Source organism: Pseudomethylobacillus aquaticus (genome assembly GCF_003730115.1).
GTDB lineage: Bacteria > Pseudomonadota > Gammaproteobacteria > Burkholderiales > Methylophilaceae > Pseudomethylobacillus > Pseudomethylobacillus aquaticus.
Window position 1 is genome coordinate 560,612 of the sequence record NZ_RJVP01000001.1, and the last position, 18,006, is coordinate 578,617.

At 59.1% G+C, this 18,006-nt stretch carries 19 protein-coding genes and 1 pseudogene; 6 read left to right on the forward strand and 14 right to left on the reverse strand.

Annotated elements, in window-relative coordinates; genetic code table 11:
- Positions 1 to 45 precede the first annotated feature (45 nt).
- The 4 genes from ED236_RS02625 to ED236_RS02640 all read right to left on the reverse strand — a co-directional run bounded on the left by ED236_RS02625 (position 46) and on the right by ED236_RS02640 (position 2,842).
- Positions 46 to 525, reverse strand: a complete 480-nt coding sequence (locus ED236_RS02625) for a L,D-transpeptidase (RefSeq protein WP_123236362.1) — start codon at positions 523 to 525, stop codon at positions 46 to 48.
- Between the two features lie 145 nt (positions 526 to 670).
- On the reverse strand, positions 671 to 955 hold the full coding sequence (locus ED236_RS02630) for a type II toxin-antitoxin system RelE/ParE family toxin (protein ID WP_123236363.1): 285 nt from the start codon (positions 953 to 955) through the stop codon (positions 671 to 673).
- Between the two features lies 1 nt (position 956).
- Positions 957 to 1,202, reverse strand: coding sequence for a CopG family ribbon-helix-helix protein (locus ED236_RS02635; protein ID WP_123236364.1), 246 nt, complete (start codon positions 1,200 to 1,202; stop codon positions 957 to 959).
- Between the two features lie 74 nt (positions 1,203 to 1,276).
- Positions 1,277 to 2,842, reverse strand: a complete 1,566-nt coding sequence (locus ED236_RS02640; protein WP_420820405.1) for an ABC transporter substrate-binding protein — start codon at positions 2,840 to 2,842, stop codon at positions 1,277 to 1,279.
- Positions 2,843 to 2,875: 33 nt separating this feature from the next.
- Between ED236_RS02640 and ED236_RS02645 the strand changes: the two genes are divergently transcribed.
- Both ED236_RS02645 and ED236_RS02650 read left to right on the forward strand, forming a co-directional pair.
- A complete protein-coding gene (locus tag ED236_RS02645; RefSeq protein WP_123236365.1) occupies positions 2,876 to 3,427 on the forward strand; it encodes a DNA-deoxyinosine glycosylase in 552 nt (183 codons plus the stop codon).
- Complete coding sequence (locus ED236_RS02650; RefSeq protein ID WP_123236366.1) at positions 3,424 to 3,987, forward strand: GNAT family N-acetyltransferase; 564 nt, start codon at positions 3,424 to 3,426, stop codon at positions 3,985 to 3,987. The genes ED236_RS02645 and ED236_RS02650 overlap by 4 nt, the downstream gene beginning before the upstream one ends.
- 61 nt (positions 3,988 to 4,048) lie before the next feature.
- Here ED236_RS02650 and ED236_RS02655 read toward each other — a convergent pair whose 3' ends face one another.
- Positions 4,049 to 4,954, reverse strand: a complete 906-nt coding sequence (locus tag ED236_RS02655) for a hypothetical protein (protein WP_123236367.1) — start codon at positions 4,952 to 4,954, stop codon at positions 4,049 to 4,051.
- A 437-nt stretch (positions 4,955 to 5,391) separates the two neighbouring features.
- Between ED236_RS02655 and ED236_RS02660 the strand changes: the two genes are divergently transcribed.
- Complete coding sequence (locus ED236_RS02660; protein ID WP_123236368.1) at positions 5,392 to 7,278, forward strand: choice-of-anchor I family protein; 1,887 nt, start codon at positions 5,392 to 5,394, stop codon at positions 7,276 to 7,278.
- 184 nt (positions 7,279 to 7,462) lie between these two features.
- Here the strand turns inward: ED236_RS02660 and ED236_RS02665 are convergent, their stop codons facing one another.
- Complete coding sequence (locus ED236_RS02665; protein ID WP_123236369.1) at positions 7,463 to 7,942, reverse strand: DUF4188 domain-containing protein; 480 nt, start codon at positions 7,940 to 7,942, stop codon at positions 7,463 to 7,465.
- 235 nt (positions 7,943 to 8,177) lie between these two features.
- Here ED236_RS02665 and ED236_RS02670 point away from each other — a divergent pair.
- Positions 8,178 to 8,402: pseudogene (locus ED236_RS02670) on the forward strand (IS110 family transposase); the annotation flags it as partial.
- Between the two features lie 350 nt (positions 8,403 to 8,752).
- On the opposite strand, the gene ED236_RS12340 reads toward ED236_RS02670, so the two are convergent.
- The 3 genes from ED236_RS12340 to rlmD form a co-directional block, all read right to left on the reverse strand.
- Positions 8,753 to 9,013, reverse strand: coding sequence for a hypothetical protein (locus ED236_RS12340; RefSeq protein WP_148042233.1), 261 nt, complete (start codon positions 9,011 to 9,013; stop codon positions 8,753 to 8,755).
- A 111-nt stretch (positions 9,014 to 9,124) separates the two neighbouring features.
- Complete coding sequence (locus tag ED236_RS12450) at positions 9,125 to 9,274, reverse strand: hypothetical protein (RefSeq protein WP_155522419.1); 150 nt, start codon at positions 9,272 to 9,274, stop codon at positions 9,125 to 9,127.
- Positions 9,275 to 9,431: 157 nt separating this feature from the next.
- Positions 9,432 to 10,772, reverse strand: coding sequence for a 23S rRNA (uracil(1939)-C(5))-methyltransferase RlmD (gene rlmD / locus ED236_RS02675; RefSeq protein WP_123236370.1), 1,341 nt, complete (start codon positions 10,770 to 10,772; stop codon positions 9,432 to 9,434).
- A gap of 172 nt (positions 10,773 to 10,944) precedes the next feature.
- On the opposite strand from rlmD, the gene ED236_RS02680 reads away from it, so the two are divergent.
- Positions 10,945 to 11,937, forward strand: a complete 993-nt coding sequence (locus ED236_RS02680) for a helix-turn-helix domain-containing protein (RefSeq protein ID WP_162299573.1) — start codon at positions 10,945 to 10,947, stop codon at positions 11,935 to 11,937.
- 43 nt (positions 11,938 to 11,980) lie between these two features.
- Here the strand turns inward: ED236_RS02680 and ED236_RS02685 are convergent, their stop codons facing one another.
- Positions 11,981 to 12,835, reverse strand: coding sequence for an SDR family oxidoreductase (locus ED236_RS02685; RefSeq protein ID WP_123236372.1), 855 nt, complete (start codon positions 12,833 to 12,835; stop codon positions 11,981 to 11,983).
- 80 nt (positions 12,836 to 12,915) lie between these two features.
- Here ED236_RS02685 and ED236_RS02690 point away from each other — a divergent pair, with 80 nt between their 5' ends.
- On the forward strand, positions 12,916 to 13,362 hold the full coding sequence (locus ED236_RS02690) for a winged helix-turn-helix transcriptional regulator (RefSeq protein ID WP_240031994.1): 447 nt from the start codon (positions 12,916 to 12,918) through the stop codon (positions 13,360 to 13,362).
- 47 nt (positions 13,363 to 13,409) lie between these two features.
- Here ED236_RS02690 and eutC read toward each other — a convergent pair whose 3' ends face one another.
- The 4 genes from eutC to ED236_RS02710 all read right to left on the reverse strand — a co-directional run bounded on the left by eutC (position 13,410) and on the right by ED236_RS02710 (position 17,975).
- A complete protein-coding gene (gene eutC / locus ED236_RS02695; RefSeq protein ID WP_123236374.1) occupies positions 13,410 to 14,189 on the reverse strand; it encodes an ethanolamine ammonia-lyase subunit EutC in 780 nt (259 codons plus the stop codon).
- Positions 14,186 to 15,583 carry an ethanolamine ammonia-lyase subunit EutB gene (locus tag ED236_RS02700; protein ID WP_123236375.1) on the reverse strand — a complete coding sequence of 466 codons (1,398 nt, stop codon included), beginning with the start codon at positions 15,581 to 15,583 and terminating at the stop codon, positions 14,186 to 14,188. Before ED236_RS02700 ends, eutC begins: the two co-directional genes overlap by 4 nt.
- 84 nt (positions 15,584 to 15,667) lie before the next feature.
- Positions 15,668 to 17,020 carry an ethanolamine permease gene (gene eat / locus ED236_RS02705; RefSeq protein WP_240031995.1) on the reverse strand — a complete coding sequence of 451 codons (1,353 nt, stop codon included), beginning with the start codon at positions 17,018 to 17,020 and terminating at the stop codon, positions 15,668 to 15,670.
- A gap of 73 nt (positions 17,021 to 17,093) precedes the next feature.
- Positions 17,094 to 17,975 (reverse strand): TorF family putative porin, encoded by an 882-nt coding sequence (locus ED236_RS02710; protein WP_123236377.1) that lies wholly within the window; start codon positions 17,973 to 17,975, stop codon positions 17,094 to 17,096.
- Between the last annotated feature and the right edge of the window lie 31 nt (positions 17,976 to 18,006).

Below are 18,006 nucleotides of genomic sequence, written 5' to 3' on the forward strand. Positions count from 1 at the left end.
TCACGTTCAAGGATAGCCTTCAAAAATAGCGTTCAAGCAGCGTTTTCAAGCATGGATGTGCACGACGGTGCCAACCGGCACCTGCTCGAACAAATCGATCACATCGGCATTACGCATGCGGATACAGCCGTGCGACTGCGCCACGCCCATGGGTTCGCTATCCGGTGTGCCGTGGATGTAGATGTAACGCTGCATGCTGTCCACCGCGCCCAGGCGGTTGATACCGCGCTCGCAGCCGGACAGCCACAGGATACGCGTCAATATCCAGTCCCGTTGCGGATGCGCCGCTGCCAGCGCAGGCGACCAGATCTCGCCTGTAGGGCGTCGCCCACGGAACACCGTGCCCACCTCTGCGCCCTCGCCTATCCTGGCCCGCACCACATGCTGACCACGCGGCGTGCAGCCGCTATCTTTAAGCTCACCCGGCCCGTTCAGTGCGGTGGAAACCGGATATTGCGCGCGCAGCTGCCCGGTGGCGTCCAGCAGGCGCAGGGTCTGGTCAGGGATGGAGATATCGATCTGCATAGGTTTTGTTAGGGATAGGCTTTGATAATCGTTCCGTTTTTTTTGATCAGTACGGCTTTTGATCAATACAGCTTTAACCCATCGCCGGTTTGGATGCTGCTTAAACGCAATGGTACAGCCAGTATTGACACAATATCACCCAGGCCTACCAATGCGCTGGTGGCTGCCTTGAGGTATGAAACACACGCAGGATTTCAATCTGCTGACCACGGATGCGGTAAGGCAAGAGATAAGGCAAGCCTGTCACCAGCAGCTCTCGCGTACCCAGCACCCGGCCTGGCCGGCCCGATGCTGGCAGGGTCTTGAGTTGTTGCACCGCACTCATGATGCGCGCCACCACCATGGCCGCCGCCTGCGGGTTCTCAAGCGCAATATAGGCGGCGATCTCGTCCAGATTATTGAGCGCTGCACGCAGCCACTTCACCTGCATGTCAGCCAGGTTCCGTGTGACGCCATTTCTCTGTCACCGCCTGCAACTCCTGCTCGCTGGCAAAATCACCGGCGTCAGCCTCTAGCAATGCCTGCTGAATCTCGTGGATCTGCCATTCATTGGTTTCCACATAAGCGCGTATCGCCTCTGCCGCCAGAAATGAACGGCTGCGATTGGTGGCATCGGCCAGCTTTTCCAGCTTTTCCTTGATGCCATCCTCCAGTCGGATGGTGACGGTCGTGGTCATGAAAGCCTCCAAACACAATGTGTACATGCTAACACATGCGATTCACAGCCCGGTATGCACCTATCAAACCGGCATCAAGGTTCAACACTTCTACGCAGGCTGACCAAACCGTCCCAGTTGCCGTCCGGCCGTAACTGATAAGCCTGCATGTCCACACGCATCGCGGCAAACTGTCCTTCGTACCACAGCGGCAGATACGGCAGTTGCGCATGCACACGCTGCGTCACCGCTGGCCAGTCCGCCGCCGCTATCATGCCGTCCAGCACCGGGTCGGCATAACGCCCACGGTTGGCCCCACGTGGCGGCACGCTGCCGGCATGGAACGCCAGCCGGTAGATCTCCGGGGTGCGCAGCCCCACCCAGGTCAGGCCATATAACTGGAACTGCCCCTGTTTGATGTCCTCGAAAAAGGTACCCCAATCCAGGCTGCGGATCTCCAGTGCGATGCCCGCCGGTTTCAACTGGGCCTGTAATATGGTGGCAAGACGCACGCGCTGCGCATCGGTGGAGGTTTTATATACCAGCTTGAGCGGCAGCGGCACGCCTGCCTCGCGCAGCAAGGCCAGTGCACGCGCCGGATCATACGCATAGGCCGCCAATCCAGCATTGCCCGCCCAATGTTCGGGCGGCAGCACTGCACCAGCCACACGGCTGCCCGGCACCAGCGCCTGGCGCACGATGGCCGCCACATCCACACCATGGGCGATGGCCTGGCGCACGCGCAGGTCTTGCAGCACCGGATCGTTAAAATTGAAGCCAAGGTAGGAGAAATTGGCACCGGGCGCGCTTTGCACCTGGATGCCAGGACGCCCCTGCAAATAGCGCAGCAATTCGGGCGGCAAATCCCCCTGCAACAGATCCACCTCGCTGCGCAGCAGCTTGAGCACGCGCACGGTGGGGTCTTTCACCTCGCTGATCTGGATGCGCTGCTGATCGGCCAGCCGCTCTAAGGTCAACGCACCCTGCCAGCTCACAAAGCGCAACGGCCCGCTGCCGACTGGCGCACGCGCAAAATCATGCCCAGCCTGGATCAGCGCCGCAGGCAGGATGCCCACCACCAGCCGCGCCGGAAAATCCGCATCCGGCTGTTTCAGCTGGAACAGCACGGTGTCGTCGTCCACCGCATCCACACGCTGAATGTTGGCGAACTCCGCACTGCGTGGCGACGCAGCCATGCCCATCAATGAACGGTAAGTGGCCACCACGTCATGCGCGGTGAGCGGCTGACCATTGTGGAACGCACGCAGCGTGCCTGTGGTGTTCGGCACCAATGTGAAGCGGTAATGGGTCGCGTCCAGCCTCTCCCAGCTGGCCAGCGCAGGCACCGGACGCGACTGTGCATCGAAATCCACCAGCGGGCGATACAACAAGCGGTTGACGCGCTCGGAAGCAGCATCGGTGGCCACGCGCGGGTCCAGGTTCACCGGGGCCTGTGCCACGGCCATGCGGATGGGGGCGTAGGCCGATGTGGCTGGCGGTGTGGCGGCAGGCTGCTCCCCGCAAGCCGTCAGCGCCAGCGCCAGCGCATAAGCAGGTAGTGCAACTGGGTGGGTACTCGCGGGTAAAACCAGGCTGGAGCCGGAGCGGAAACTAGAAAAAAGCTCATAGAAGAAGCAGGAGAAGAAGCGGATGCGCAGCATGTGCGCAGTCTACTTGAGATTACAATCGCTGGCATGTCCACCCCACCCTCACCAGCAGCCAGCCACCTCGCGCGCAGTTTCAATGCCGTGGAGCCTGCACAGATGCATACCCTGATCCTAGGTTCCATGCCGGGCGTGCGCTCCTTGCAGGCGCAGCAATATTATGCGCATCCGCACAACGCGTTCTGGCCTATTTTGAGCGGGCTGCTAGGCATCAAGGCAGCGTGCTATGCAGCGCGCCTGAGCCAGTTGCAACAACACGGCATCGGGCTTTGGGATGTGCTGGCCTCCTGTGAGCGAACCGGCAGCCTGGATAGCGCCATCCAGCCGCAAAGCCTGCGAGTCAACGACTTCGCGCCCATGCTGACGCGCCACCCGGAACTGCAGCGCATCATCTTCAACGGCAGCACCGCATACACGCTGTGGCGACGCCATGTGCACGCGCTGCTACCCGCCTCGCCCGCAGTGCAACTGATACGTGCGCCCTCCACCAGCCCGGCACACGCCGCCATGTCTCTGCACGCCAAGCGCGAGGCCTGGCAACTTGCCCTGCAAGGCCACCCGCGGCACTATAGCGCGCCATGACAAGCAGCCCACCCCACATCAGCTGGCGCATCGCGACGCACGCCGACACCCCTGCCATCGTGACGCTGGTCAACAGCGCTTACCGGGGCGACGCCAGCCGCGCTGGCTGGACTACGGAAGCCGACCTGCTGGACGGCCAGCGCACCGAAGCCGACGAGATCAGCGAGCTGATCGCGGCAGCGGATTCCCTGTTCATTCTGGGTTTTGCACAGCACAGCCTGTGTGCCTCCGCCCATCTCAAGCGCGACCCGGTTGGGGCTTATCTGGGCATGGTGGTGGTCAACCCGCAGCTGCAGGCGCGTGGCATAGGTCGGGCACTCATCGCAGAATGCGAAAGGCTGGCGCAGCAGCAATGGCAGGCCAACACCATGCGCATGACCGTGATCACCCTGCGCGAGACGCTGATCGCCTATTACCAGCGGCTGGGCTATCAGCGCACCGGCATCCTGCATGCCTTTCCGCGTGACCCGCGCTTTGGCATCGCCAAGGTGGAGGGCCTGGTGCTGGAAGAACTACGCAAGCCCCTTGCCGATCAAGCGCATCTTCAACAAACCAGCTAGGCCGTTCGGGCCAACAGCCGCCGGGTATCGATAGCCTAGCCTGCGCTGTTGCCGCTGCGATCTAGGGGTTGAACGACCGTCCGCGGGTGCCAAAGAACTCTTCCATCAGAAAATCCTCCAGCCCGGCATTGTCTTCCCTGCGCGCTGACAGCGTGACGGTACGACCCAGACGGCGCGACTCCCAGGGGAAATCGCCCGGGTTGTCCTGACGGATACGCTCGATCACACGCCGGATGATGGCTTTATTGATGTCGCCATCGGCACCGGGTTCGATCTCGTAGGTTTCCTGTTTGGAGATGCTGTAATCGCCCTTCCAGCCGTTGAAGCGGATGGTGGCACTGCGGCTGTTCTTGCTCAGCACAAGGAACATGCCGCCGTTGCTGTCACGGCCTTGCAGGTTGCGCTTGATGATGGCGTCCCGCCGCTCTTCTTCGGTAGGGCCACGTTCCCTGGCCACTGCATCGGCGTTCTCGATCGCGGCCAGCCGCTCCTCGCGCTCGCGCCGCGCCCGCGCTGCGGCGATGTAAGACATCATGTCAGTAGGCTCCGCGCTGTCGGGCTGCGCAGGCGGAGGGGGCGGCGGCAAAGGACGCGTTTGCACGGGTGGTTCATCCACGGGTGGCTTGTCCACCGCCATCACCGGCGGCGCCTTGGGCGCGGGCGCGCGTTTAGCCGGGCGCGGCTTGGGTGGCGGCTGTAGCACCGGCGCCTCCACCGGCGGTGGAGGTTCGGCCTGCCTGGCTGGGGGTGGGCTGAGTTGCACCACGATCTCTTTGCTCGGCGTGGTGGCGCCCGATGGCGGCATCAGCGGCGTGGTCGGAAAAAAGAAGAACAGCAGCACCGCATGCACAAGGATGGACGCGATCGCCGCCACCAGCGTATTACGGCTGATGCGGATATCAAGCGTGCGATCACCTCGACGCGACTTGGACCATGGCAGTTCTGGGTTTTGGGATGCGGATGACAAGATTTCGGCGTTACTTCGCTGTTCAGTAGGCTCAGGCGAGCATTCGGAATCAATGGTAAACGAGGTCAGACCAGATAGTGCGCAATCGGTTGATAAATAAATGCAGGAAATGGACAGATCGCCAGCATGAATTGCAATTTAAAGACGGATATTCAGCATCTGATGGAATGAAGACACCCGCATTTTGGGCTACTCGATAGCGTAGACAAGTTTCGAGAACATGCCCGGCGATGGCGAAAATGTGAACTTAAGCAACTTCAATACATGCTGGTTCATGCCATATAAAAACTATCAATATAAAATAAATCAACACCTTGCCAGAGGTAGCGACCTCCCCCACCCCAGCACGATCACCGTTTCACACATTCGCCATACGGCTGTCATGTATGAATCATCTAATAGCTGCCTTTCAGGTCACCCTAGAGGATTGAGAAAACATGGCAACAGCGATCAGCAATTCATTTATCGACGCACGCTTTGATGTGCTGGATTCCATTGCACTCAGCGGTGCGGAAATCTCCGCCTACGATGCGGCTTCCCAGAAATTCTTTGTGACCACGCCAGGTAATGGCCTGCTGATCGTGGATGCCAGCGACCCGGCAAACCTGATACTGGAAAAGACCCTGGACCTCACCGCTGAGCCGTTTTCCTTTGTGAATGGCGTCAACAGCGTTGCCGTAAAAAACGGCATCATCGCAATTGCCGTCGAAAACTCCCCCAAAACCGAGCCCGGCAAGGTGTTGCTGATCAATGCTGACGGACAATTGCTGAACAGCATCACCGTAGGCGCGCAACCAGACATGCTGACCTTCAGCCCGGACGGCAGCAAGATTCTGGTGGCCAACGAAGCTGAACGCAGTGCGCCCAATGGCGCGATTGATCCTGAAGGGTCCATTTCCATCATTGACCTGTCTGGCGGCGTGGCACAAGCCAGCGTACAGACCGCTGACTTCACTGCATTCAATGGCACAGAAGACGCTCTGCGCGAAGCCGGGGTACGCATTTTTCACGGCAAAACGGTTAGCCAGGACGTGGAGCCCGAATACATCGCCGTGAGCCCGGATGGCAAAACGGCCATGATCACGCTGCAGGAAGCCAATGCCGTGGCCATTCTGGACATCGCAACAGCCAAGATTACCGAGATTGTGCCTCTGGGCCTGAAAAGCTATGAAGGCATGAAGTATGACTTCAGTGACCGCGACAGCAGCACTGGCGGCAACGCCTATGTGCCTACCTCCAACAAGCCGGTGTTTGGCATGTACATGCCGGATGCCATCGCCGCGTTTTCGACTGCTGGTAAGACTTACTACGCGATTGCCAATGAAGGCGATGACCGTGACGATTTCATCACTGGTGGTGAAAAAGCACGCTTGTCCAGCCTGAAGCTGGATCCGGAAAAATTCCCCGATGCCGCCGCATTGCAAAGCAACTCATCCTTGGGGCGCCTGAACACACCGGACCCTGACCAGGTAGGCCAGTGGATCTCCGGCGATACCGACGGTGATGGCGACATCGACCAGATTCTGGCCTACGGTGGCCGCTCTTTCTCGATTCTGGATTCCACCGGCAAGGTGGTGTTTGACAGCGGCGATCATATTGAACGTTACATGGCGAGCCAGGGCAATTTCAGCAGTGGCGGCACGTTTGATGACAGCCGCAGCGATGACAAAGGACCAGAGCCAGAAGGCGTGACCATTGCCACCATCGCCGGCCGTAGCTTTGCCATCGTTGGTGTGGAGCGTGGCGGCGGTGGCGCGATGATTTACGACGTGACCAATGTGGACCGCGTGCAGTTTGTAACCTATGTGCGTAACCTGGGCGACATTTCCCCTGAAGGCCTCACCTATGTCAGCGCAAGCGACAGCCCCACCGGTCAAGCGCTGCTGGCACTGACCAACGAGGTGAGCAACACCCTCACCGTGTTTGGATTGACCCGTATCCTGCAGGGAACCGACCGCTCCGAGCGCCTGGCCTCTGGCGAAGGCGTGGATGAACTGACTGGCGGCGGTGCCAAGGATGTGTTTATTTTTGGGGATGTGACCCAGATCGGCACACGTGCAGGCGCACGCGATGTAGTGACCGACTTCACCAGCGGGCTAGACCACCTGGATTTCCGCAAGATCGACGCAAACGTCCTGGCACGTGGCAATCAGAAATTCGTGATGGCAGAGGCGTTTGAAGTGGGCGTGGCGGGTCGTCTGGTGGCAACCCAGGTCGGCGAAGACACGCTGCTTTCTGGCGATGTGAACGGTGACGGGCAAGCTGACTTTACCATCGAACTGCTGGGCGTGAGCAAGCTGGAAAACGTGGACATCCTGTTCTAGATTCACAGCCATCCGGGGTTGGACACGTTAACAATTTACGCAACTTGATTATGTTGAGTTCAGTCAGTGGCTTAAAATTGAATCGCGTGTCCGCCCATTTCTTTCGGCACGCGCCTTGATGGCAATACTTATACCATCTTGGCGGCAGCGTAATACCCATGCAAACCACCTCTTAGCGACAGGGTCAAGGAACGTGATAGCTGCTTTTCAAGCGCCCTGCTGCAGACTGCCTGCCGCCCGTGGCTGGCTGCAACACACCCGCCTTGCCCAGGCCGAACGGCGGCATGTTGACATAGACGTTTTCATACCCACCCGGCGAGACGTGATAGGTTTCATGCCAGATACCAACCGAGCCATCAGTACCCACCGCCTGATTGAACGCACGCCAGGCTGGCAGATGCTCAGCCTGCTTATCTTTGGCGTAGGCCAGCAACTGCTCCATCGAGCGCCAATATTGCACGAAGATGATGTTGCGAGAGAACCACATTTCGGCGTGTATCAAGCCCAGCTCCGGCTGGCGCTTCAACTCCCTGAGCATGCGCGGCATGGCAGCCGCCGCAGGCAGCCACTTATGCACTTTCAAGGGTTGGTTGATGCGCATGCCGATGAGAAACACCACGAAGTCCCCATCAAGCGTCGCCGTCAGTCGTTCTTTGTGGATCACGAATAAGCCCCCTCATGAAAAAACAAGACTACACAATATAATCAATCACTTGAATTGACTCAGGTGCGTACTGTCATGCTGCGTGATGAAAGCGGATACCCCTATGGCTGACGCAGGGCCACAGAATAAAAGTTCAGGTGGCTGATCGTTGCAGATTGAGTATTAGACCGGGTAAGCGTGAATAAAAACCGAGCACAATCATAGCTTTAGCCGTCAATATCGTGTCTGACCCTATTTATTAATTCAAGGCGCCCGCAGTAGCTTGCAAAGCGCCCTGAAACAGCCACCGGAACGCGCCAGCCGTCTCCAGCGCTGGATCGTGGAAGTCTATGCGCGGGTGGGCTACCACAAGACGCTGATTGCCATTGCCAACAAACACGCCCGCATTCTGTGGGCGATGCTGGCCAAAGACGAAGCCTATGACGCCGACGCCTGGAAGCGAAGCGTGACACCAGCGTAAAAGAGCAACCGCACTGCAAAATGCAGCGATAGCCAAGAGGTAAGACCGAGCACCTGGAGAACCTGACTAACCTGATGGCCGGCAACACGCGGGGGAGCCTGATCAGCGAACCCGGCCAGGCCGATGAATGAATGAGGTCCAGGTGCGCGGCTAATATCATGGCCCGCGAAGCAACAATGATCCGCAACAAGGCCGACTAGAGAGATGCAGTCTGATCCTTGAAGTTATCGGGCAATTGCAGGGGAAAGTAGTACCAATCAACAATCAAGGCGCATCCATACCCGGCTTCACCGGGTGTCAGGATCATTATGCTTGACGGGCGGGGGAAGTCCCTAGAGAGGGGTTAGGCATTATTCTTTAAGTAGCTCAGAAAAGTTATTGGCTTTTTCGACTACTAGATTTACAGAAATAGTGCTTGTGGATGAGTATGTAAACAAACGTGAGCGAATTTTGTAGGCGTCATCAGTAACTGAAAGGCAAACATAATCGCCGACTGTCGGTATGTCTGAAATTGACTGAGCTGTTAAATTGTCTTCGTTAAGTGCACAATCATCAGGCCTTTTGGTTGTTTCATTCCATTCTTGGTATTGAATCGTAATCGTAGTTGTCATAGTTTTCCTTAAAAGTTTAGTATTTGATATCAATTTATTTTTAATCAGTATGACTAAATTATTTTAGTACGTCCTAATTTTCTGTAGAAAATCAATCAATATCGGCGGTGCTCACGTTACTTGATCAAGACCGGTAGGGCGTACCCGCTTGCGGTACGCCGTATGAATAATATCCAGTACTTCGTCCATCTTCAAAAACCGAAACACGCATCTCAACAGCAACTCAATCTTAAGGGCAAATGCTTTGGTTTGTTTACTCATTTCGTGCACTTCTTTGCGGCGTAGCGCAAGCGGGCAGGCCCTATTGGGCTGCAACGCACCACGGGCAGATATGCCCTACCACCCTGATAGTTTGCCACCGCGTAGCAAAGCCCGAGGTTTCAGCAGTACTGGCAGCAACATCATGCCGCCCTAGACATCAGCCCCGCTCAAACCAGGCGATCGATTCCACATGCGCGGTATGCGGGAACATATTGATCACGCCCGCCGCACGCAGTCGGTAACCTTTGAGGTTGACCAGCACCCCCGCGTCGCGCGCCAGCGTGGAGGGGTTGCAGGATACGTAGACGATGCGCTCCGGGCCCCACAGGGCTTGCGGCACGCCCTCTTCGTTCACGGCGTCCGGCAGGGATTTGACCAGGTCCAGCGCGCCGTCACGCGGCGGGTCGATCAGCCATTTGTCGAAGCTACCCAAGGTTTGCAGCAGTTCGGGGGTCATTTTGAACAGGTCAGCCTCGCGGAACTCGACCTGGCCAGCCAGCCCGTTCAGCGCGGCGCTTTCCACCGCACGTGCCACCAGACTGGCGGAGCCTTCCATGCCCAGCACGCTGGCACCACTGCGGGCGATGGGCAGAGTGAAGTTGCCTAATCCGCAGAAAAAGTCGGCGATGCGTTCGTTTTTTTGCGGATCCAGCAATTGCATGGCGCGGCGCAGCATCACGCGGTTGATGTGCGGGTTGACTTGCGTGAACTCGGTGGGTTTGAACGGGTAGGTCAGTTCATATTCAGGCAGCGAATAACTCAGCCCCGGGCCATCCAGCGGGTAGAACGGTTTGACGGTGTCCGGGCCTTTGCTCTGCGTCCAGATCTGTACGCCGTGTTCATCGGCAAACGCCTTGAGGTGCGGGGTGTCTTGCGGCTGCAGGGCTTCCAGGATGCGCAGCACCAGCACGGTGGCGTGCTCGCCCACGGCCACTTCGATCTGCGGTAGCTGGTTGATGACACTGAGTTTGGCCACCAACTGCTGCAAGGGCACGATCAGGGCCGATATCTTGGGTGGCAGCACTTCGCAGCTGTCCATGTGCGCCACATAACTGCTGGCCTTTTCGTTGAAGCCGACCAGCACACCGCCCTTCTTGGGCACATGCCGCACGCGCAGACGGGCTTTGTGGCGGTAGCCCCAGGCCGGGCCGTAGATGGGCGGCATCATGGTCTCTGGCCTTACACGGCCGATGTGCCACATATCCGCTTCCAATAAACGCTGCTTGGCGGCCACTTGGCCGCTGAAGTCCAGATGTTGCAGGGCACAGCCGCCGCACATACCGAAGTGTTTGCATTTGGGCTTGGTGCGCAGGCCGGAGGGCGTGAGCACATCCACCACATTGGCCACTTCGTAGCTCTTTTTACTGCGGTGGGATTTGAAGGTGACGGTTTCGCCGATCAGCGCGCCATCGATGAAGATGGTCTTGCCATCCACATGGGCGACGCCACGGCCTTCCTGGTCCAGGGATTCAATTTGAGCGATAGGGAGCGTTTGCATAAATGATCATCAGTGCACTGAATGTGCCGCCTTGGTGCATGGCAGCGCAACCCTCTGCCAGACACGCCACAAAAGCGGCCCAACAGATTGATTATTCAATATAAAAATTAGCTTGTTCGCAAGGAACATTTATTGCATGCTGCTAGCACATCTTTATCGATGGCCAGACAAAATGCAGCCGCAAGAATATCACAAGGCAGCACCCGCCCTGCGCCCCGGCACCAGTTTTCGCAACCAGAGCTCGGGCGATTTTGAGCAGCAGGCCAGCCTGCTGAGCGGCTGGAATCAGGATTATGTGCAGCTTTCCTCCGGGGCGTTCAAAGGCTATGTCACCGAGCTGCATGTGCAAGGCATGCACCTGTTCCATGAATTCACCAGCCAGAGCCTGTTCCAGCACGGCCAGTTACCAGAATCGGTGATCGCCATCGGCGTGCCGCTGGCCTTGCAGAATGCCGGCATCTTCTGCGGCGCCCCATCCAGCACCCAGTCCCTGCACGTTTTTTCAGGCCGCAACGGCTTTGAATTCTATTCCCCCACCGGTCTGCTCATGGCCGGTATCGCGCTTGAGCGCCAGGAACTGCTGGCCTACATGGGCGAGGCTGGCGAACAGCAACTGAGCCGCGTGTGCCGTGACTCGCACCTGCTGCGCATGCCGGAGTCGCAACTGACCCCGCTGCGTGAGCTGATGACAGGCGCATTCGACATGCTGCGCAGCAACCCGGCGCTGATCCATCAACCGGTGGCCATGCAATCGCTCAAGCACCATGTGCTGCAACAGGTGGCCGCCGTGCTGGCGGGCGAAACCAGCGACGCACATGCCACCAGCGCTGCCAGCAAATGCTGGAACATGCTGGGCGAGTCACGCCAGTTCGTGCAGCAGCATTACGACAGCCCGATCAGCGTGGCCGACCTGTGCCAGCACCTGGACATCAGCCGGCGCAGCCTGCAATACAGCTTTCAGCATTACCTGCATACCAACCCGGTGGCTTACCTGCGCGCCGAGCGCCTGAACGGCGTGCGCCGCATGCTGAAAACCGCCAACTCCGTTACCGAGGCCGCCGCGCATTGGGGCTTCTGGCACTTCGGGCATTTCTCGCAGGAATATAAAAAGATGTTCGGCGAACTGCCCTCCACCACCTTCAAGCGCTTGCGTAGCCTGAATTAAGCAAGCTAGCCCGAACGGATGGGCAGGCAGTTCACCAGCACAGCTAGCCCTTCAAACTGGCTGCAATCACCGAGGCATACGTTGTTGTAGGGCGACCGATCAAACGGCTCAACTGACGCGCATCGTCAAACAGTGCGCCTTTGGCAGCCCCTGCATCCGAATCTGCCAGCAGTGCAGCAAATGCGGGCGGCAAACCTGCACCAGCCAGCGCATCTGCAAAGGCGGCTTGCGGTAGATCCTGATAGCTCACGCGCTGACCAGCCTGGCGGGACAACTCAGCGGCAAAATCAGCCAAGGTGTAGGCCTCATCACCCGCCAGCTCATAGACCAACCCTGCCTGACCCTCGCTGGCCATCACCGTGGCGGCAGCCTGTGCGTAATCGGCCCGGCTGGCGGAGGCGATCCTGCCTGTGCCAGCACTGCCGATGAATACGCCATGCGTCAAGGCAGGCTGAATGCTGGCGGCATAGTTTTCCGTATACCAGCCATTACGCAGCAACACGAACGGGATGCCGGAAGCCTTGAGCGCCTGCTCCGTCGCCACATGCTCGCTGGCCAGCGCAAGCGGTGAAGTGTCGGCCCGCAACAGGCTGGTATAGGCTAACAAGCCCACGCCTGCGCGCTGTGCCGCAGCCATCACCGCCTGGTGCTGCGCCACCCGGCTGCCAACCTCACTTGAGGAGATCAGCAGCACTTTGCTCGCCCCGTTGAACGCTGCATCCAGCGTATCCGGCCGGTTGTAATCCGCCTGCCTCACCTGTACGCCCAAAGCGGCGATGTCCTGCGCTTTTTCCGGGCTGCGCACGGCGGCCACGATCTGTGTTGCTGGTATTTTTTCAAGCAGGGACTGGATGACCAGACGGCCTAATTGCCCATTTGCACCTGTGATCACGATCATTTTTTGCTCCTTTGTAAAATGAGCAGTGACGATAACTGATACACTTACTTTTTGTAAGTACGTACAAAAAGGTGAGTGTCATGGTAAAAATCGCGGATGGAATCATGGATGAAATGAGCGCCTGTTCGGACCAGCCTGCATCGCTGGCCTCGGCCCTGCAGCGTGGAGCGTTGTTTGCTGCCAACTGCCCGTCCAGGACCGTGTTCAAGCACGTGACCAGCCTGTGGGGCGTGCTGGTACTGATCGTTCTACTGGCGGGCACGCACCGCTTCAGCGAGATCCGCAGAAAAGTGAACGGCGTGAGCGAGAAGATGCTGGCGCAGACCTTGCAAAACCTGGAGGCGGATGGGTTTGTGCTGCGCAAGGTTTACCCGGTGGTGCCACCGCATGTGGAGTACACGCTGACGGCGCTGGGGGAAGAGACAGCCAGGCATGTGTACGCGCTGGCCGAGTTGATAGAACGCAGTTACCCACAGATCGCGGCATTGCAAAACGCTCAGCAGGCGGGCGCAAGCGCATCCCGCTGACGGTTTAAGTTGCGCCGCTTTTGAGCATCATGGCGTGATGCTCACCCTCACTTGATCTGCAAGGACCCGGTGACCTCTTTCATATCACTCTCATCCTTGAGCGCGACGCCGGATACTTTCAGGCGCACCGCCTCACGTGCCAGCCACAGCAGTTTGTGCGCCGCGGCCGCGTAGTCCAGACCTTCCGGCCGCACATTGGAGATGCAGTTGCGGTCAGCATCGCTGCAGGCAAGCGTGGGGGCATAGGTGAGGTAGATGCCCAGGCTGTCGGGCGAGCTCAGGCCCGGACGTTCCCCAATCAACATCACCACCATGCGCGCCTTGAGCGTGACGGCGATCTCGTCAGCGATGGCCACACGGGCCTGGCTGGCGATCACCACCGGCCCCAGCGTCCAGTGTTCCGGCAGGCGCTGCACCAGTTGCTCCAACAAAGGCGGCACGTGGCGCTCCACCGCCATCGAAGACAAGCCATCGCCAACCACCACCAGCAGATCCACAGGCGCGGCCATGCTGGCCGGTAATGTTTGCAAGCTGTCCGCACTGTCCGCACTGAGGCGACGCCCCTGGTCCGGGCGCAGCAGATAGCTGTGACGGTCTGCGGCGCGGCTGTGCACCTGCACGGTGGGCAAACCTTGTGCTTCGATCTGCGCGGCCAGTTTGGCCACATCCAGCGGCAGATGCACGGCATCGCGTGCCATGGCATGCGCCAGGCCGAAATCCAGCACTTCTTTGGTAGGCAGGCTGCTGCCGACGCGGCCCAGTGCGATGCGCGCACGCGTGTGGCGACGCAGTTGCTGCCAGGGGTCTGGAGACAGGGCGTCGCTCATGCGGCCACCAGCAAGTGACGCGGCATGTTCTGCAACATGGCGTGCTGGCCGGTGACCGGCTGCACGCGTCCCTGCGCATCCATGATGTTCATCTGCATCAGCCATTGTTCGAACTCAGGCGCGGGTTTCAGGCCCAGCACCTTGCGCAGGTACAGCGCGTCATGGAACGAGGTGGTCTGATAGTTGAGCATGATGTCGTCGGCACCGGGGATGCCCATGATGAAGGTGATGCCTGCCGTGGCCAGCAGGGTCATCAAGGTGTCCATGTCGTCCTGATCGGCTTCGGCATGGTTGGTGTAGCACACGTCGCAGCCCAGCGGCAGGCCCAGCAACTTGCCGCAGAAGTGGTCTTCCAGCCCGGCGCGGATGATCTGCTTGCCGTCGTACAGGTATTCCGGGCCGATGAAGCCGACCACGGTGTTGCTGAGCAGCGGTTTGAAATGACGTGCCACCGCATAGGCGCGGGTTTCTATGGTCTGCTGGTCCACACCAAAATTGGCATTGGCGGACAAGGCCGAGCCCTGGCCGGTTTCAAAGTACATGACGTTGTGCCCTACCGTGCCGCGCTTGAGTGATAGCGCCGCCTCGTAGGCCTCCTTGAGGATGCCAAGGTTGATGCCGAAACTCTGGTTGGCTTTTTCGCTACCGGCAATGGACTGGAACACCAGATCGACCGGCGCGCCCTTCTCCATCACCTGGATCTGGTTGGTCACATGGGTGAGCACGCAGGATTGCGTGGGAATGGCGTACTGGCTGATGACGTCATCCACCAGATGGTACAGATCCATCAGCGCCGGGATGCTGTCCGTGGCCGGGTTGATGCCGATCACCGCATCGCCGGAGCCATACAGCAGGCCGTCCAGCATGGAAGCGGCGATGCCGCGCGCATCATCAGTCGGGTGATTGGGTTGCAAGCGCACGGACAGGCGTCCGGCCAGGCCTATGGTGTTACGGAAGGCGGTGGTGATCTGGCACTTTTTCGCCACCAGGATCAAATCCTGATTGCGCATCAGTTTGCTGACCGCTGCGGCCATCTCTGGCGTGACGCCGGGTGCCACACGCGTCAACGTGGCAGTATCGGTGCTGTCCAGCAACAGCCAGTCGCGGAAATCACCCACGGTGAGGTGGCTGATGGCGGCGAACGCCTGGGCATCGTGACTATCCACGATCAGCCGCGTCACTTCGTCGCTCTCGTAAGGGATGATGGGGGTATCGAGGATGTGCTTGAGCGGGATATCCGCCAGACACAGGCGCGCGGCCATGCGCTCGGCATAAGTCTCCGCCGCCACGCCTGCCAGGTAATCCCCGGAACGCGCCGGGGTAGCCTTGGCCAGCACCTCTTTCAAGTCCTTGAACTGGTAGGTATGCACCCCTGCCGTCGCTTGATACTGCATGTCATGCTCCTGCCTGCGTGGCCCTCAGCTGTACCTAATACAGAATAGAACAGCGAGGGCCATCCAACAATATTGCCTTGGTGCTTACATGCTCACGTGACGCTGATCCACCGCCGTATCACGCTGCTGCTGCGTGAAGTGGAAGTAGGCATAGGCGATGGCCATCAGTGCCAGGAACAGCAGCGCCAGCGTGAAGTTGAAGTAGATCATGGTCACCAGACTGAGCACCGCCAGCACCAGTGCGATGATGGGGAACACCGGGTAGGCCACGGCCGTGAACGGACGTTCCAGGTTAGGCTCCTTCTTGCGCAGCGAGAACAGGCTGAGCATGGACACGATGTACAGCACGATGGCGCCGAACACTGCCATGGTGATCAGGTTGGCGGTCAGCGTCATGCCACCGATCTGGATCAGGTCGTCACTGAGAATGGCCGCGATGCCGACGATACCGCCCACGATCAGCGCACGGTGCGGGGTTTTGAAACGCTCGTTGGTCTCGCCGAAATACTTGGGCATGTAACCGGCACGGGCCAGTGCAAAGATCTGCCGCGAGTAGCCGAGGATGATGCCGTGGAACGAAGCCACCAACCCGAACAGGCCTATCCACACCAGCATGTGCAGCCAGCCGCTGTGTTCACCCACGATCATCTTCATGGCCTGAGGCAAGGGGTCATTGATATTGGACAGCACGCGCCAGTCACCTGCGCCGCCGGCAAAGATCATCACACCCAGCGCCAGCGTCACCAGCGTCAGGATGCCCGCGATGTAAGCCTTGGGGATGGTCCGCTTCGGCTCCAGCGCTTCTTCTGCGGCCATGGCCACGCCTTCGATGGCGAGGAAGAACCAGATGGCGAACGGGATGGCCGCCACGATGCCGGTCAGCGCACCCATGGTGAATTCGTTCTCGCCGGCCCATCCGTGTGCCACGAAGTTGCTCATGGAGAAGCCGGGCGACACCACGCCCATAAACACCAGCAGCTCGATGATGGCAACCACGGTCACGAACAATTCAAAGTTGGCCGCGATACGCACGCCGAGGATGTTGAGCCCGATGAAGATGAAATACGCGCCTATGGCCATGGTCTTGGGGTCCACGCCGGGGAACTGCACGTTGAGATAAGCGCCTATGGCCATGGCAATGGCGGGCGGCGCGAACACGAACTCGATCAGGGTGGCAAACCCCGCCACAAACGCGGCTTTTTCGCCGAATGCGCGCCGTGCATAAGCAAACGGCCCGCCCGCATGCGGGATGGCCGTGGTCAATTCGGTAAAACTGAAGATGAAGGTGGTGTACATCAGGGCGATCAGCGCCGATGTCACCAGAAAACCCAAGGTACCGGCAGCAGCCCAGCCATAACTCCAGCCGAAATACTCGCCGGAGATCACCAGGCCGACCGCCAGGCCCCACAGGTGCCAGCCATTAAGAGACGACTTCAAGCTTGAACTCATGATGTTCCCCAGAGAAGGTGTGAAGGGGGCACGACGGCGGCGCCGTCATGCCCCATGCGGCTTAGAATGCGCGCGAGATGGACACGAAGAAGGTGTCCTTGGCCACGTCCGAGGTGGACACGGTGTTACGCAGACTCAGGAAGTCCTTGTAGGCATCCGGCTCGTTGGTGCCGGAATAGGTCCCCGCCAGCGACCAGCCACCCTTGAAGGATTTGGACACACCCGCCTTGTAGTAGGTGATGTCCAGACCGGTGGCATTGTTGATGACCTGACGACCCACCTGACCGATGAGGGTCCAGCTAGGCATCACTTCATAGGCGCCGTTCAGTTCGTAGAAGTAGGAACCCTTGGTGCTGCCGGTCACGCCTGCGCTCGGGTCACCCGCGAAGCCGAAGCCCAGACCGGAGTTGTTGGTGTTCCAGCCGAAGTATTCAGTGAAGGTGATGCCGGTCTTGAAGGTCAGCCATTTGTAATTCAGGCTGCCATAGGCTTCGCCGGTGTTCAGGCGGTTGGCGCGTGTGGTGCCAGCCGGGAAGGCGGGTGGGTTGAAGCCGGATTCTTTCCAGTCTGCGCCTGGGTACAAATAGTAGATCGCGCCCACGTCGTAGTTGATCTCGGTCTTGGGGATGACACTGCGGAAACCGGCGTACAGGTCGGTTTCCAGGTTGGCACCTGGCAACCAGTGGTCAGACACGTTGGAGGCGAAGAAGCCGCCATAGATACCGGACTTGTGCACTGCTTCCACGCTCATTTGCGCGGCGGGCTTGCCCCAGGTCTGCGATTGACCGCGGAAGATATAGTCACTCACGAAGGAGATGGTGGTCGGGAAGGTCCAGCTTGGCTCAGGCTCGGCCGCAGCGGCTTCCTCGGCCATGGACATCGCAGCGAAGCTCAGGCCATAGGCGGCGAGCAAAGCACCCAGCAATTTCTTGTGTTTCATCATGGTGATCCCCTAATTAAATTAAATGACGCAA